At 58.1% G+C, this 15,589-nt stretch carries 12 protein-coding genes, 1 tRNA gene, 2 rRNA genes and 1 pseudogene (1 of these 16 cut by a window edge); 4 read left to right on the top strand and 12 right to left on the bottom strand.

All coding sequences use genetic code 11. The features are described 5' to 3' along the window. Nucleotides 1-9 precede the first annotated feature (9 nt). Entirely contained in the window at nt 10-945 is a 936-nt protein-coding gene (ltnD, locus tag ACZ9DP_RS15870) for an L-threonate dehydrogenase (protein WP_074069792.1), read from the bottom strand. 85 nt (nt 946-1,030) lie between these two features. Beyond that, nucleotides 1,031-2,347 (bottom strand): MFS transporter, encoded by a 1,317-nt coding sequence (locus tag ACZ9DP_RS15865; protein ID WP_476202860.1) that lies wholly within the window; start codon nt 2,345-2,347, stop codon nt 1,031-1,033. A gap of 227 nt (nt 2,348-2,574) precedes the next feature. Here ACZ9DP_RS15865 and ACZ9DP_RS15860 point away from each other — a divergent pair, with 227 nt between their 5' ends. Then, the gene (locus ACZ9DP_RS15860; protein WP_476205383.1) at nt 2,575-3,573 is read left to right on the top strand and encodes a LacI family DNA-binding transcriptional regulator; all 999 of its coding nucleotides are present in this window, start codon (nt 2,575-2,577) and stop codon (nt 3,571-3,573) included. A 592-nt stretch (nt 3,574-4,165) separates the two neighbouring features. On the opposite strand, the gene ACZ9DP_RS15855 is transcribed toward ACZ9DP_RS15860, so the two are convergent. Further along, a complete protein-coding gene (locus ACZ9DP_RS15855) occupies nt 4,166-5,617 on the bottom strand; it encodes a DUF6880 family protein (RefSeq protein ID WP_476202858.1) in 1,452 nt (483 codons plus the stop codon). 297 nt (nt 5,618-5,914) lie between these two features. On the opposite strand from ACZ9DP_RS15855, the gene ACZ9DP_RS15850 reads away from it, so the two are divergent. Then, nucleotides 5,915-6,196: a recombinase family protein gene (locus ACZ9DP_RS15850; RefSeq protein ID WP_476205382.1), complete on the top strand. Its 282-nt coding sequence runs from the start codon at nt 5,915-5,917 to the stop codon at nt 6,194-6,196. Here ACZ9DP_RS15850 and ACZ9DP_RS15845 read toward each other — a convergent pair. The 6 genes and pseudogenes from ACZ9DP_RS15845 to ACZ9DP_RS15820 form a co-directional block, all read right to left on the bottom strand. After that, nucleotides 6,108-6,356, bottom strand: coding sequence for a toxin-antitoxin system HicB family antitoxin (locus ACZ9DP_RS15845; protein ID WP_476202857.1), 249 nt, complete (start codon nt 6,354-6,356; stop codon nt 6,108-6,110). The two genes, ACZ9DP_RS15850 and ACZ9DP_RS15845, sit on opposite strands and share 89 nt — an antisense overlap. Beyond that, nucleotides 6,353-6,772 (bottom strand): putative toxin-antitoxin system toxin component, PIN family, encoded by a 420-nt coding sequence (locus ACZ9DP_RS15840; protein WP_372419779.1) that lies wholly within the window; start codon nt 6,770-6,772, stop codon nt 6,353-6,355. The genes ACZ9DP_RS15845 and ACZ9DP_RS15840 overlap by 4 nt, the downstream gene beginning before the upstream one ends. A gap of 207 nt (nt 6,773-6,979) precedes the next feature. Then, complete coding sequence (locus ACZ9DP_RS15835; protein WP_476202856.1) at nt 6,980-7,756, bottom strand: ABC transporter permease; 777 nt, start codon at nt 7,754-7,756, stop codon at nt 6,980-6,982. Further along, nucleotides 7,740-8,511, bottom strand: a pseudogene (locus ACZ9DP_RS15830) (ABC transporter ATP-binding protein). Before ACZ9DP_RS15830 ends, ACZ9DP_RS15835 begins: the two are co-directional and overlap by 17 nt. Before the next feature lie 75 nt (nt 8,512-8,586). Continuing rightward, complete coding sequence (locus ACZ9DP_RS15825) at nt 8,587-9,588, bottom strand: ABC transporter substrate-binding protein (protein WP_476202855.1); 1,002 nt, start codon at nt 9,586-9,588, stop codon at nt 8,587-8,589. Nucleotides 9,589-9,635: 47 nt separating this feature from the next. Continuing rightward, nucleotides 9,636-10,718: a 4-oxalomesaconate tautomerase gene (locus ACZ9DP_RS15820; RefSeq protein WP_476202853.1), complete on the bottom strand. Its 1,083-nt coding sequence runs from the start codon at nt 10,716-10,718 to the stop codon at nt 9,636-9,638. Nucleotides 10,719-10,827: 109 nt separating this feature from the next. Here ACZ9DP_RS15820 and ACZ9DP_RS15815 point away from each other — a divergent pair, with 109 nt between their 5' ends. After that, nucleotides 10,828-11,730, top strand: coding sequence for a LysR family transcriptional regulator (locus ACZ9DP_RS15815; protein WP_476202852.1), 903 nt, complete (start codon nt 10,828-10,830; stop codon nt 11,728-11,730). A gap of 223 nt (nt 11,731-11,953) precedes the next feature. Beyond that, nucleotides 11,954-13,192, top strand: coding sequence for a recombinase family protein (locus tag ACZ9DP_RS15810; RefSeq protein WP_476202850.1), 1,239 nt, complete (start codon nt 11,954-11,956; stop codon nt 13,190-13,192). Nucleotides 13,193-13,326: 134 nt separating this feature from the next. Here ACZ9DP_RS15810 and ACZ9DP_RS15805 read toward each other — a convergent pair. The 3 genes from ACZ9DP_RS15805 to ACZ9DP_RS15795 form a co-directional block, all read right to left on the bottom strand. Continuing rightward, nucleotides 13,327-13,403 (bottom strand) — tRNA-Met (locus ACZ9DP_RS15805). Nucleotides 13,404-13,511: 108 nt separating this feature from the next. Next, a 5S ribosomal RNA gene (gene rrf / locus ACZ9DP_RS15800) occupies nt 13,512-13,626 on the bottom strand. Nucleotides 13,627-13,757: 131 nt separating this feature from the next. Then, a 23S ribosomal RNA gene (locus ACZ9DP_RS15795) occupies nt 13,758-15,589 on the bottom strand; it runs 1,109 nt beyond the window's last position.

The raw sequence follows: 15,589 nt of genomic DNA, 5'->3' as shown, positions 1-15,589 counted from the left end.
CTACCTCCTTTATCGCGACTCTTTGACTGTGCCAGGCAATTTCGCACCTGAGAGCTGGGCATAGAGCCGGGCGAGCGAGGAATCGTCGTCACGGCCCATACCGGCACCTGAAGCGGCAAGGTACATCTGCAAGGCGGCCGCCACCAACGGTACCGGATAACGCTCCGAACGCGCCATGTCTTGAACGATGCCGAGATCCTTGACGAAAATCTCGATGGCGCTGAGCGGCGTATAATCTCCCGCCAGCACATGCGGGATCCGGTTTTCGAACATCCACGAATTGCCGGCCGACGCCGTGATCACCTCGTAGACCTTATCGAGATCGAGGCCTTGCTTGGCAGCGAAGGCGATCGCTTCGCACGCAGCTGCGATGTGCACGCCGGCAAGGAGTTGGTTGATCATCTTGAAGGCTGCCCCTGTGCCAGCCGCATCGCCAAGTTCATAGACCTTGGCGGCCATGGCATCGAGGGCCGGGCGAGCCGCTTCGAAGGCAAGCCTGGAGCCGGACGCCATGATCGTCAGTTCGCCGCTCGACGCTTTTGCCGCGCCGCCGGAAATTGGCGCGTCGAGGTAGTGTAGGCCGATGGCTTCCACCTGGTGTGCCAGGTCTCGCGCGACGGCAGGATCCATTGTCGCCGAAGAAATGAATACGGCTCCTGGTTTCATTAGGCTTGCGACACCTTCGGCACCAAACAATAGGGCCGCGGTCTGCGCGCCGTTTACGACGACTGAAACGATGATGTCAGCGCCCCGAACCGCGTCGGCGGGCGTGGCCGCGCCACGCCCGCCATCCGCGACGAAGCGATCGATGGCGGCAGGAGCGATGTCATAGCCGACGACGTCGAGGCCCGCGCGCTTCATCGACCGGGCCATGCCGGCCCCCATGGAGCCGAGGCCGATCACGGCAGCGACCGTCTGTCCCAGATTTTCAGCATGCGATGCCATGACGATATTCTCCAGGTTTTTGAAAATCTAGCGGGCGCGCCCCCCTTCGAGCCGTAGATCTCCGGAGGGCGGCAGCTTGGAAGGTTTAGCGATTGACGGTTTTTCCGGGAACCGCCAGCACGGCCAGCGAGCCGACGACGAGCGCTGCAGCCAGGAAATACATGCCCGTGCTGTTGCTGCCGGTGAGGTCCTTCAGATAACCCACCAGAAACGGCCCGAGAAATCCGGCGAGGTTTCCGACCGAATTGATCCAGGCAATGCCGGCGGCCGCACCCGTACCGACGAGAAACGCCGTCGGAAGGGACCAGAAGAGGGGTGCGCAACTGATGGCGCCTGCGGTGGCGAGCGAGAGGCAGGCAATGGCGACTGTCGTGCTTGCAGCCGTCGCTGCTGCGACAAAACCGCCGGCCGCAATGAGGGCGGGAATGACGAGGTGCCACCGCCGCTCCCGCAACCTGTCGGAGGAGCGTCCGAGCGCCAGCATGACAACGAAAGCGCAGATGTAGGGGATCGCGGAAATCAGGCCGATATTCAGATTTCCGGTTACGCCCGAGGCCTTCACAATGGACGGCATCCAGAAATTCAGTCCGTACTGCCCGAGCACGAAGCAGAAATAGATAAGGCACATCAACCAGACGCGGCGGTCCGTCAGTGTTCCAGCAATGCTGTGGGGGCTCGAGACCTTGGCTCGGTTCTCCGCTTCGATATTGGCCGTCAGCACCGCCTTTTCATCTTCGTCCAGCCATTTGGCGGCACGGATCGTATCATCGAGGTAGAAGTACGTGGCGACGCCGAAAAGGATGGCCGGAATGGCTTCGATGAGGAACATCCATTGCCAGCCGGAAAGACCGTGCGTTCCGTGGAAGCTGTCCATCAGCAGGCCCGAAAGCGGATTACCGAAGATGGCGGATATCGGGATCGCGGACATGAACGTGGTAATGATCTTGGCGCGGCGGTGCGCCGGATACCAGGACGTCAGGTACAAGATTATGCCGGGAAAAAATCCCGCCTCGGCAACGCCCAGAAGGAAACGCAGGATATAGAAGACGGTTTCCGACGAGGTGAACATGAAAGCGGCGGAAACGAGGCCCCAGGTGACCATGATACGGGCCATCCACACCCGCGCGCCAACCTTGTTCATGATGACGTTGCTGGGCACTTCAAACAGAAAATACCCGATGAAGAAAATGCCTGCGCCGATGCCATAGGCCGCTTCCGACAGGCCGAGTTCACTCGCCATCTGGAGCTTCGCGAAGCCGACATTGACGCGGTCGAGATACGCGACCACGTAGCACAGCATCAAAAAAGGGACGATTCGCCAGAATACCTTGCCATATGCACGATCCTCCACCGCCTGTGCGGGGTACACGCCATCGACTGGCGCCTGCGTTTGCAGCGTCATGATTTCCTCCAAGGGTTACCGCAAATCTCCTTCCGCGGTACGCCGGCCGGGATGTTGGCAGCGCTGCCATTTTATTTAGACCATTTTGGCAGCGCTGCCAATAGGGAAATTGGCAGCGCTGCCAAAAAGGAACTTGCTTCTTGGTGAAAGCGGTGAAAAATGGTGGCATGGTGGATTCTCATCGCCCGCCACTGAGGTAGCCGCCAGGGTTGGATTCAAGCATGACCGTGGAATTCAAACATCAGGCTACAGTGACGCTTGCCGAGGTCGCAGAAGCGGCCGGGGTCGGCGAGAGCACTGTATCACGCGTGCTGCGCAACCACGGTTCCTTTTCCGACAAGACGCGGGACCGGGTCATGGCAGCGGTCGAGCGGCTGGGTTATGTACCGAACCGGATCGCGGGAACTCTCGCCTCCACCGGTTCGCGTCTTGTTGCCTTCGTCGTCCCATCGCTTTCAAACATCGTCTTCCCCGACGTCCTGAGAGGCGCCAGCACCATTCTGGAGGAAAACCGATACCAGGCGGTTTTCTCCGTCAGCGACTATGATCCGGAGAAGGAGGAAGCCCTGACCGCCGCGATGCTCGCCTGGCGGCCGGCGGCAGTCATGGTGGCGGGATACGAGCACACTGACGGAACCGTAAAGAGATTGCGCGCGAGCGGTTGCCGGATCGTGGAACTGCTCGATCTGGACGGTGATGCTCTCGACATGGCGGTCGGTTTTTCCAACCGTGCTGCCGGACGGGAAAGTGCTGCTTTCCTGCTAAAGCGGGGCTATCGCCACATCGGCTATGTCGGTCACGACCTGAACCGCGATACCCGCGCCGGCAAGCGGTTTTCCGGCTTCTGCGAAGCGCTCGCCGCTAGCGATGCGACCCTCGCCGATCGCGAAATTCTCGCGGGGGGATCATCCGTGGAGAACGGCAGACTGGGGCTGGAACGCTTGCTCGCCCGGACCGCAGATCTCGATGCGGTGTATTTTTCGAACGACGACATGGCGCTTGGTGGTTATTTTCATTGTCTCGCAAGGGGAATATCGATCCCCTCGCAGCTTGCCATTTTCGGCTATAACGGTCTCGATATCGGCCGAGCAACGCCGCAACCGCTCTCGACCATCCGCACCCCGCGCGTTGAGACCGGAAAGGTGGCCGCACAGCTTGTCGTCAATAATGCGCCATCCCAGGTCATCGATCTCGGATTTGAGCTGATCGAAGGGGCAACCGCCTGACTTGACGTCTGGCGGGCAAAATATACGTCGGTGCTTCTGGCCTATGACTAGACACGGTAGCAGACATAGAACTTCACAACCTGATCTAATTCCTGGAATCGCTTAGTCACGGATAAACCGCTGACCTGCGATCGCTAGACGGGGTGTATGGGTGAATGCATCGCTGACCGGGGATTTATGCTTTTTATGCTAGCTTTTGCTTGAGGGAATTCCGAACGCAAAAAGGGCTCCGAGTTTCCTCGAAGCCCATTGAATTTGTCGTAAGCTTTGGTTGCGGGGGCTCACAACCAACGATTCCTGCGATTGGCCGAGCGCCGCATACGAAGCTGGCACTTTAGACATGGTGTAGGTCGAGAAATGGAGTTCCGCGCCGGGCTTCTTTCCGGCAATTCCACGTACCAGGATTGCGGGCCGCCGTCGGAGCGGTCGACCAGCGATAGCCGCGCGCCTTTTAGTGCTCACCCTCGCGAATGGGCTCCTTTCTTCACGGCACAAGCTGTAAGCCAAGTCCACCTTCGGCCATGGCGAAGCGGCCGGACGCAAGGATAACTTCTGTTGAAGTGCATTCTTGTGAACAGGAGCAATGAGAACTTCAGTTTCGTTTCACGAGCGCCCAGAAGCCGGATTTTCGACCATGGGACTTTTGCAGACCGGCACTATAATAAGTATGGGAAGATATCCCGCTGACGGTAGTGGCCTCGGCGTCTGAACTGGCGGCAAGCGCATCCAGTTTCTTTAGATAACGCGCCGCATGTGGATAGGCCTTCGAGCGAGCGCGAGAGAGAATATCGTTGAGAAGCGCGCGATAGAGGACGACGGCGGCCAGAGGGTGATCGTGCTGCAGGGCGTCGGCCACCGGCGGTAGCATGTAATACTGTCCTCCATCCCATTCATTTCGGCGTTCGATCACCAGTTTCGCGGCGAGGTCGAGCCTCGACCACTCCACCAGAAACGCCAGCGCCCGATAGGTATGTTTCGACGCGAGAACAAGGGCGAAAGCCCGGTCGAGCGCCGAGAACTCCTCGAAGTCCGGCAGGGCGGCGATATATTCCCGCAACGTACCGGCATTCAGCGATGTCTCGAACGCCGACCATCGCAGCGTTTGGGCCGCATCCTTTTCGCCAATCGCTTCCAGTATCCTCGCCTCAAGGCTCACCCGCTCCGATGAGGTCGCCTCTTGCGGCATCATGCCGTCTGCCAGATCGGACGCCGACACATATTTCAGTCCACCGGTTTTCTCACGTCGAACCCACCCGAACGCTTCTTGCGCCCTGCCCGCCTCCAGCAGGCGTTCCGCCATGCCGATCGTATCCTGCAAGTTCGGATGCTTCTTTTCCTCAAGCGCGATCAACCCGTCCAGATCGCCGAGCACGTGAGCAATGAGTTGCCTTATATCCCGGTATTGCGAGGCGTTCGAGAAGACATAGCGGTCTTTCGATTTCGCATCCTTCGCTTCCTGCTCCTGTTGAAGGACTGCCAGATCGGCATCCCACTTGCGCAAGACCTCCTTCGGCAGATGGTCTACCACCTCATGCGCCACATCGACCAGATAGCCGTGGCTGCTGTCACCCAGCGCCTCCACGATTCTCTCCGGCAGCAGACCGATCTCTTCTTCCAGCTTCGGTGTCAATTGGCCGAGCTCCGCGATCGCCTGATGATAGACGTCCTGCACATGGCCGTAGGAATCGTCGATCCGCTCAAACACCCGTTCGTGCGTGGCGATGAACCGTAACAGTCGGTCGATGGCCATGGCGGGTGACGCTTCACCCAGTTCGCCCGAGATGGTTACAACCGTCGCCGCCAGGTCGTCGCGAAAAGTTCGCGCCTTGTCCCAGTCGATGAAGCCCCGCGCCCTTTCCAGCCCACCGAGCCTGCGATCCACGAGTTTCGCAATCGCCTCCGGACCCTTCCGGGCGGCAAGCGCGGCCGACACCAGTTTGCGGAACGAGGCGTCGCGTTCAGCCTCATCCAGCACCAGCCGTGCAAGCTTTTCGGCTCCAAGCTCTGTTAGCGTATCGATGGAAATTGCAGATTTACGCGCCATGGGAGATGGGTTCCGGCAAATCGGACATCAATGTCAGTCGTCTTCTGCCAGATGGTACGCTGTCGGAGCAAGCGAGAATAGAAACCGGATCATTTTCGGCATGGCTTTCTCGGCACGTTGACGCTGTATATCCGCAAGCGCGAACCGCTCGCGCATTTCGCAGGCTATTTCGCTATGCTATCGCCACCGATGTCGCGCAACACCCCTTCTGTTGCACGCCTGGCTACTCCGAACACCGCCGGATATTCCCAACTTCGCATGTGCCGGCTTCATGCCGATAAGCAGGGCTAGCGCGTTATCGAGGAATATACCGATCACGCGATCTCCGGCGCCTCCCTTCTCCGTCCTGGTATCCAGGCGCTGATCGCAGACTCCACACGCAGCCGCTTCGACCTGATCCTCGCCGAGGCAATGGACCGGCTGTCGAGCGACCAGGAGGATATTGCCGGGCCTGTTCAAACGCGCAGACTCATTCCGGTAGCTCATCGTATCAAATGGTGTCCTCCGGCAGCGGCGGCACATCCGGCGCTGTGTCCAGCAAGCTTGTCAGAGCACCACGCTTGCCTGCACGCGCCTTGAGGAATTCGCTCGCCGTCTCCACGGCCCCGATCTTCTGCGCGACCGCCGAAACGATCCACTGATTGAGCGACACGCCGTCCTCCATGGCGAGACGTGCCGCCGTCTCCTTGAGCGACTGCGGCAGTTGCAGCGGATATTTGTAGCGTTGGGCCTGCGTCATGTGTTCAGTCTCCTGACGATCTCTCCCGGTGTTATCACGGTGACGCCCAGCCCGAGCGCCGGGCGGAAATCCTTGACATTATGCGTCACGATGGCCTCGGCCTGTCCGTTCAAGGCAGCCTCAAGCACCATTTCATCTGCGACATCGGCCAGCATCGGGCGCGTTCGAAACGAAATATCGACGCCCTCAGAAATGGCGGCAAGCGCGCTCATCACCGAAGCGACATCCTCAAGGCTGTGGCCAGTCGCCTGCCGGGTTCCGAGTCGACTCAGCACAGCCTCATACTCCAGAAACAGCGCTGTCGAACAAAGTGGTGTCACCAGTCCTTGATCAGCGAAACGCAGAAGCAAGTTGCTCGCTCCATTGCGGCTGCGAAACGCCGCCACGATCACATTGGTATCCAGAACAAGTCGCATGACAGGCAACTTATAGACATCTCATAGGATGTCAATGTTTGCATGATGGTTCCCGTTATACATCGTCATCCGCCGCGCTTCTGTCCGATTATCGTTGGCGGCAATGCGGACTGCAAAGTTCTCGCGCGCCATCTGCCTAAGGCCGAAAAAGAGCGGGGTGCCGACGGCGGCACCCCATACCAACCACATGATACTTGAATCGGTTAGCTACGCCGCTCTTTCTTCCGCGGCGTTCGGTCTCCACTTGATGAGTCGGCTTTCCAGAACATCGAGAATTCGGTCGATGATGAGTACGAACATGGCCAGGATGATGATGCCGGCAAACACGCCGACCGCGTCGAAGTTACCTTCCGCTTGCGCGATCAGATAACCGAGCCCTGCAGAGGAGCCGAGATATTCGCCGATGATGGCGCCGACCACTGCGAAGCCGACAGACGTGCGAAGGGAGGACAGGATCCAGCTTGCCGCCGCCGGAAAATAGACGTGCCGCAACAGATCGGAACGTTTGGCTCCGAGGATTCTTGCGTTTGCGAGAACCACCGGATTGACTTCGCGGACGCCCTGCATGGCGTTGAAGAAGGTGATGAAGAAAACAAGCGTTACGGCAAGCGCCACCTTCGACCATAGGCCGAGTCCGAGCCAAAGCACGAAAATCGGTGCAAGCACGACGCGCGGAATGGCGTTCAGACCCTTGATGAAGGGGTCCAGAATCCGCGCCGCGCTGCGGCTGAGACCGAGCCAAACGCCTGCCGCGACGCCCAATCCGGTACCGATGATATAACCCAGCACAGTCTCCGTCAGTGTGATTGACACATGACGATAGAAGCCGGGGTCGACAATCCAGCTGACGATTTGGTTGAAGATATCCAGCGGGGCTGGAAAGAAGAAGACATCGATGAAGCCGGCGGTCACGCCGAGCTGCCAGCCGCCGAGGATAAAAACCAGCATACCGAGCTGGATAATGCGTTCAGTCACGACGTTCATAGCTTTTCTCCACTTCGCCGCGCAGGGAAGCCCAGATATTGCGATACAAATCCATAAAGCGTGGATCGAGTTTGATCTCAGCCACATCCCGTGGCCGCTCGAGATCCACCGGGAAACTTTCGATGACTCTCGAACGAGGGCCGGCGGCCAGAATGGCGACGCGGTCTCCCAGCGCGATTGCCTCTTCAAGGTCGTGCGTGATCATGACCACGGCGCGACGTTCTTCCTGCCAAAGGCGCAGCAACTCATTCTGCATGAGGTGCCGCGTGTGGATGTCGAGCGCGGAGAAGGGCTCGTCCATCAGGATCACTTTGGGACCGGCAATGAGGGCTTTGCGCCATCTGGACACGTTTCCGCTGGCCGCCGGATAGTTGATGCGGATAGCGGTGTTCGAAGCCCTTCAGCCCCACCTTGGCAAGCCAGCTCATCGAACGCTCGCGGCGCTCAGTGGCTGCAACACCCCTGAACATCAGTCCGAGCTCGACATTCTCAATGGATGTCTTCCACGGGAGCAGCGCGTCCTGTTGGAAGAGATAGCCGATGTCGTTCTGGACGCCCTTTACCGGCGTGCCGTCGATCGTCACCGTTCCGCTCGCGGGTTTCAGAAGACCTGCGATCGCGTTCAAAATGGTGCTCTTGCCGCAACCGGTCGGGCCGACGATGGCGAGAAACTCGCCATCGGCAACCGCCAGGTTGACGTCCTGCACCGCGACATAGGAACCAAACGACATTGTCACGGCGTCGATCGATACCATCGACTTTGCGTTTTGCTGTCCCGTCGGGATAGGCATGGGGTTTACGACAGCCAAAGACATGGCCTCCTCCTAGGATCAGTTGGTGGTCTTATCCGTTACCTTGTCCACGAAAGCGTTCGTGTAGGTTTTGGAAAGATCGATTGTTGCGGCAGCAACCTTTTCGTTGAAGCTCTTGAGAACAGCCAACGGCGTCTGCGTGTCGGTCTCGCTGAATTTGCCGTCCACCGAGAAAATCGGTTTGGCATTCTGGACGGCCTTCACATAGGTGTCCCGGTCGCCGGAGATAAATTCTTTCGGCAGTTTTTCGACGATCTCTTCAGCGCTATGTGTGTTCATCCATGCCAGTGCCTTGACCGTCGCGTTCGTGACCTTCTGGATGGTTTCCGGGTTTTCATCGATATAGGCCTGCGTCGCATAGAGGACGGAGGTCGGATAAATTCCGCCATAGATCTCCTTGGCACCCTCGCCGCTGCGGGCGTCGATCAAAATCTTGCCGACACCCTTGGCCTCGATAAAGGTCGCCGCGGGATCGTAGTTGACCAGAAGATCGACTTTCCCTTGCTCGAGCGCCGCGACTGCGGCCGCGCCGGAACCGACGCCGATCAGCGAGATGTCGTCGGCCGAAAGATTGTTGCGCTGCAGGTAGTAGCGCACGAAGAAGTCGGAAGATGATCCCGGTGCGGTGATGCCGATCTTCGCGCCCTTGATCGTTTCCGGTTTGGTCGGATCGAAGGATGAGTTTTTCCCGCCGGCCAGAACCAGGCCAGAATTGCGCGCAAGCTGGACAAAGCCGACGACCGCCTTGTTCTGCGACTGCATCTGGATCGTATGGTCGTAGAAGCCGACGGCGATATCCGTGGAGCCGGCAACAAGCGCCTGCAGCGTCTTGGAGCCGCCAGATGCGAAGTTTTCGACGGTCACCTCAAGACCTTCCTTCTCGTAGAGACCTAGGCCAGCTGCGACCGGGAAGGGCAGGTTGTTGAGGTTGTAGGACCCGACGCTGATGCGGACGGGTTCCGCAAAAGCCGAACCGGCGAAGGCGACCGTTGCCGCAAGGGCGAGTATGAGTTTACGCATGTGTATTCCTCCCTGATGCGTGGCGCCCTCCCGGCAACCACTTTCGATTATGCCGCGCAAACCATTTGCACGATAGGTTTTGCAAAGACCCGGCCCTCGAAGAGGCGTCGGGCCGTCCGCAGGATTCCGGCAACTGTCTTGCCGTCGCGGGTATCCAGTTTTACTTCCAAACGACCGCTTGGATGTTCCAGAACGAGGACGACCGGCGGCTTGCGGTCGCCGATCAGTTGCGAGGCGACGGTTCCGTCGCTAATGCAGGCTGTGGCGATGCCGACCGCACCGGTCGTTGCGAGAGAAGGGTGGCACTGGTGCGGCATGAAATAGCGTACGCCGAGATCGCCGCCGTTGTTGGGCCTGGAGATCAGCACCGGCTTTGGCGTCACCTGGTTTCTGACATCACCCATGCCCATGCGCCGGCCTGCCTCAAGCCGTAGCGTTTCGAGACGATACAGCATTGCCCCGTTGGCATTGAGCTCGGCAGCCGATTCATTGCCCGTCACACCGAGCGCGGCGGCCTCGAGCAGCATCATCGGCATCGCGCAATCGATGCAGGTGACGTCGATGCCGTCAATCCTGTCTCGCGGGTTGCCGGTGGGAAAAAGCTTGCCGGTGCGTGCCCCGGCAGCATCCATGAAGGTCAGCGCGATCGGCGCAGCATTGCCGGGCACGCCGTCGATCGAGGCATCTCCCATATAGGCGACGCGGCCATCAGGGGTCGGAACCTCCGCTTCGATGAGTTTACCGGTATTGACGTTGTGAATGCGCACGCGGGTTACGCCCGTCGCCGCCTTGACCAGGCCGGCCTCGATCGCGAACGGCCCGACGGCCGCCAGCATATTTCCACAGTTAGGTGAGGTATCCACGAACTGCTGATCGATGCGGACCTGGGCGAACAGATAATCCACATCGGCATCGGACACGGTTGCCGGGCCGACGATGGCAACCTTGCTGGTGACGGGGTTGCCGCCGCCGATACCGTCAATCTGCAGAGGATGACCAGACCCCATGACCGAAAGCAGGATCTGATCGCGTTGACGCGAATCCGATGGAAGATCGGATGCGAGAAAGAACGGTCCTTTGGAGGTGCCGCCTCGCATCAGAACACAGGGAATGGAAATCAGGTCGTTCATGGTTGTGTCCGCATACTGATGTGATTTAAATATCAATCAGCTTCTTTGTTGCAGTAAGCGGCAAAACGATTGATATGTGAAATGCGAATATCAGAGGGAATGATGCGTCGTGAGCATTAATTGCGAGATATTGGATCTGCGCGCGTTTCTATCGGTCGTCGAATTGGAAAACTTCCATCGCTCTGCCGAAGCGCTCAATCTGTCACAGCCCGCACTCAGCCGTCGAATTCAGAAGCTGGAGTTGGCAATCGGGGCGCCTTTGCTCGAGCGCACCACGCGTCATGTCTCGACAACCGCCCTTGGCGCGGAGCTGATCCCGTTGGTGCGACGAATGCTTGAGGAGTTCGACACGTCGCTGTTTGCGGTGCGCGATGTCGGATCTCAGCGCAGCGGCCTTGTGACGATCGCATGTCTGCCAACGGCTGCTTTCTATTTTTTGCCGACCGTCATTAAGCAATTCAGCGCCGAGTATCCGAATATTCGTTTTCGCATTCTCGATCTGCCGGCCACCGACGGTCTGCAGGCCGTCGCCCGTGGGGAAGTCGAGTTCGGCATCAATATCATGGGCTTTTCAGATCCCGACCTCATCTTCGACAGGCTCATCGAAGATCCATTCGTGCTGGCGGCACGCAAGGATCATCCGCTGACGGCGAAGAGCGATCTTGAATGGGATGACCTGGCGCCCTATCAACTGATCACAGTTCACCGGTCGAGCGGCAACCGTACGCTTCTTGACGCAGCATTGGCGAAATCGAACCTGAAACTGCGCTGGTCCTATGAAGTCACGCATCTCTCGACATCGCTTGGTTTGGTGGAAGCGGGGCTTGGAATTTCGGTTCTGCCGAAACTCGCTACACCACAGGAAGAGCACCCGTTCCTCGTCACGAGACCTATTGGCAATCCTCAAATCTCGCGAACGATCGGCATTGTGCGCCGTCGCGGTGGGACGCTTTCGCCGGCAGCCGAACGTTTCATGACCATGTTGATTGGGACGTGGGCCGAAAGAAACTGAGCCCGCACTTTTTAGCTCACACGCTGCTTCCGCGGCTCGCGACTGATGGTCGGTGAATCGACCATACGATGCCGGCCAGCGGGTGGGCGTCTGTGACGGCGGCGAATGACAGATTGGACATTGCCAGATCGCCGCCTGTATAGAGCGGCAATCTGGATGAGATCAGCGCGACAATCTGGATGAGACTCTGGTGTCGCGGTTGTCGGGGAGCGTATCATCTTGATTGCCGCTCTATACGCATCTGTTGAACAATGAAGGCGTTACCGGTCCACGTGGAAAAAAATGGCGCGACACGGCCATTCGCGGCGATGTCAGCCGTGGCACCGGCATCCTCAACACCGAGAGCTACATCGGCCGCATGGTCTGGAACAAGCGCAACTATCGCAAGAACCCGGACACCGAGCGCAGAACTGCCCGCGTCAACGATGCAAACGAGTGGGTGCTGAGTGATGTACCGTCCATGCGCATTGTCCCTGACGAACTGTGGCAGCGCGTGAAGAGCCGGCAAAAGGAGATCGGTGATCTGTTTGATTTCGGGCAGAGTAACCGGCTGAATGCGACGCAGCGCCCGGAATATCTGTTGAGCCGCATGCTGGAATGCGCGGAATGCGGAGGCCCTTACGCAATCTCCGGCAAGGACCGCTATAGCTGCACCAACCATCGCAAGCGGCTGCCGATCGACGAGCTTGACGGCGAATGCTGCAGCAACACCAAAACCATCAAGCGCCAGGACCTGGAGGAACGGGTGCTGAACTGCATCCCCGTCGCCTTCTACTCTCTCGATATCTTCGACCGGATTTCGGAGATGATGATCGCGCATGAAGTCGGCATGTTGAAGCGTGCGCCTTCCCGCAAAGATGCGTTGAACGCCGAGCTTGCGACGATCAAGGCAACCCAGAAGAGCCTGATGCAGCAAATCCACGACCGCCATGCTGAAGGCCGGCCACGCCTTGCCATCCTGGACGACCAGCTCGACGAACTGGAGGTAACGCGGGAGAAGCTGGTGCTGGAACTCGCCAGCGCCGAAGCGCCGGCGGAGGATTTTCAGGAGAAGATCACGAAGCTGAAGACGCAGTTCAATCCGGCCAACGTCGAGATTGCTATCCGCAAGCTGCTCTTCCTCGCCCGCAACAATTCCGACGAACACGCCAAGCAACGGCTGATGCCGATCGTGCGTGATCTCATCCAGACCGTCGCGATCGGCAAGACGCCGGGCCACCAGCCGGCATCCTTGCAGGTCCACGGCTCGATCGCCAACATCATGGCGTCGATGGAGGTCTTGGATCTGATGGAGCAGCAGTTCATCGCAGCTTTCCCATCTTATTGGGGGCAACCACCCCGGCCAGCCATCATCTTACAAGAACGGCCTGGGGCGATCGCCCCAGGCTCTATGGCCAGGCACGGTAGCAGACATAGAGGATCACAACCTGCGGTAGTTCATGGATCGCTTAGTCACGGATAAAGCGGCTGACCTGCCATCGCCAGATGGGGTGTATGCATCGCTGACCGGGGTTTGTGCTGGCCGTGTGTTGGGAGATTCCGAACGCAAAAAGGGCTCCGAGTTTCCTCGAAGCCCATTGAATTTGTCGTAAGCTTTGGTTGCGGGGGCAGGATTTGAACCTGCGGCCTTCAGGTTATGAGCCTGACGAGCTACCGGGCTGCTCCACCCCGCGTTATTGTTTTGAAGCGGAACGGACCGCTGTTGTTGCGGCCGGTTTATATCGGCCTATGGCCGTTGTTTTGTGTTGAGAAGATTGTGATTTTGCTGTTGCGTTTTGCAGACCTGGCGGCGACCGACTCTCCCGCGTCTTGAGACGAAGTACCATGGGCGCTGGGGCGTTTCACGGCCGTGTTCGGAAAGGGAACGGGTGCAGCCACCCCGCCATAACCACCAGGTCAGCGAAGCGCAACGATTTGAGAAGCTGGTGAAGTTTTCACTTCGTTTTGTTGAACACGTCATTGGCGGGGAAGCGCTTGTATGCTGCTTCTTATCGCCTGGCTCATTTTGATGAGCATTGTCAATGAGAACGATCAAGCCGATCGAGCTATTAGTACCGGTAAGCTTCATGCATTGCTGCACTTCCACACCCGGCCTATCAACGTGGTCGTCTTCCACGGCTCTGATAGGGAACACTCGTTTTCAGGTGGGTTTCCCGCTTAGATGCCTTCAGCGGTTATCCCTTCCATATGTAGCTACCCTGCTATGCCCTTGGCAGGACAACAGGTCCACCAGAGATATGTCCATCCCGGTCCTCTCGTACTAGGGACAGATCCTGTCAATATTCCTACACCCACGGCAGATAGGGACCGAACTGTCTCACGACGTTCTGAACCCAGCTCACGTACCGCTTTAATTGGCGAACAGCCAAACCCTTGGGACCTGCTCCAGCCCCAGGATGCGATGAGCCGACATCGAGGTGCCAAACAACCCCGTCGATATGGACTCTTGGGGGTCATCAGCCTGTTATCCCCGGCGTACCTTTTATCCGTTGAGCGATGGCCCTTCCACGCGGGACCACCGGATCACTATGACCGACTTTCGTCTCTGCTCGACTTGTCAGTCTCGCAGTCAGGCGGGCTTATGCCATTGCACTCGACGACCGATTTCCGACCGGTCTGAGCCCACCATCGCGCGCCTCCGTTACTCTTTCGGAGGCGACCGCCCCAGTCAAACTACCCACCATACACTGTCCCGGATCCGGATAACGGACCGCGGTTAGACATCCATGACGATAAGGGTGGTATTTCAAGGATGGCTCCACGGAAACTGGCGTCCCCGCTTCAAAGCCTACCACCTATCCTACACATGCCGACACGAATGCCAGTGTAAAGCTATAGTAAAGGTGCACGGGGTCTTTCCGTCTGACCGCAGGAACCCCGCATCTTCACGGGGAATTCAATTTCACTGAGTCTATGTTGGAGACAGCGGGGAAGTCGTTACGCCATTCGTGCAGGTCGGAACTTACCCGACAAGGAATTTCGCTACCTTAGGACCGTTATAGTTACGGCCGCCGTTTACTGGGGCTTCAGTTCAAAGCTTGCACCTCTCCCTTTAACCTTCCAGCACCGGGCAGGCGTCAGACCCTATACGTCGTATTGCTACTTCGCAGAGCCCTGTGTTTTTGATAAACAGTCGCTACCCCCTGGTCTGTGCCACCCCATCCTGGTTGCCCAAAATGGGGTCACGCTTCTTCCGAAGTTACGCGTGCAATTTGCCGAGTTCCTTCAACATAGTTCTCTCAAGCGCCTTGGTATACTCTACCTGACCACCTGTGTCGGTTTCGGGTACGGTCTATACGGTGGAGCTGTTTCCTGGAACCGCGTCCCTGCAAGGTCAATCCAATAAGACCTTACAAGTTGAGCAATCCGTCACTACCACCAGGCCCACGAATATTAACGTGGTTCCCATCGACTACGCGTGTCCGCCTCGTCTTAGGGGCCGGCTAACCCTGCTCAGATTAACTTTAAGCAGGAACCCTTGGTCTTTCGGCGAGAGGGTCTCTCACCCTCTTTATCGTTACTCATGTCAACATTCGCACTTCCGATACCTCCAGGATGTCTCACGACTGTCCCTTCACAGGCTTACGGAACGCTCCGCTACCACGTGTATTGCTACACATCCTCAGCTTCGGTGCATGGCTTCAGCCCCGTTACATTTTCGGCGCAAAGACCCTTATTTAGACCAGTGAGCTGTTACGCTTTCTTTAAATGATGGCTGCTTCTAAGCCAACATCCTGGTTGTTTTGGGATCCTCACATCCTTTCCCACTTAGCCATGACTTGGGGACCTTAGCTGGAGGTCAGGGTTGTTGCCCTTTTCACGACGGACGTTAGCACCCGCCGTGTGTCTGCCGAGTAGT

The sequence above is a fragment of the Rhizobium sp. USDA 4016 genome (assembly GCF_056279705.1).
Note: the sequence above shows the minus strand (reverse complement) of the source record. Positions and strands in the feature narration are given on the sequence as shown.

What these genes read in the sequence shown, in the direction of transcription:
- ltnD (WP_074069792.1), bottom strand. Translation starts at nt 945, where the DNA reads ATGGCATCGCATGCTGAAAATCTGGGACAGACGGTCGCTGCCGTGATC.
- ACZ9DP_RS15865 (WP_476202860.1), bottom strand. Translation starts at nt 2,347, where the DNA reads ATGACGCTGCAAACGCAGGCGCCAGTCGATGGCGTGTACCCCGCACAG.
- ACZ9DP_RS15855 (WP_476202858.1), bottom strand. Translation starts at nt 5,617, where the DNA reads ATGGCGCGTAAATCTGCAATTTCCATCGATACGCTAACAGAGCTTGGA.
- ACZ9DP_RS15845 (WP_476202857.1), bottom strand. Translation starts at nt 6,356, where the DNA reads ATGACGCAGGCCCAACGCTACAAATATCCGCTGCAACTGCCGCAGTCG.
- ACZ9DP_RS15840 (WP_372419779.1), bottom strand. Translation starts at nt 6,772, where the DNA reads ATGCGACTTGTTCTGGATACCAATGTGATCGTGGCGGCGTTTCGCAGC.
- ACZ9DP_RS15835 (WP_476202856.1), bottom strand. Translation starts at nt 7,756, where the DNA reads ATGAACGTCGTGACTGAACGCATTATCCAGCTCGGTATGCTGGTTTTT.
- ACZ9DP_RS15825 (WP_476202855.1), bottom strand. Translation starts at nt 9,588, where the DNA reads ATGCGTAAACTCATACTCGCCCTTGCGGCAACGGTCGCCTTCGCCGGT.
- ACZ9DP_RS15820 (WP_476202853.1), bottom strand. Translation starts at nt 10,718, where the DNA reads ATGAACGACCTGATTTCCATTCCCTGTGTTCTGATGCGAGGCGGCACC.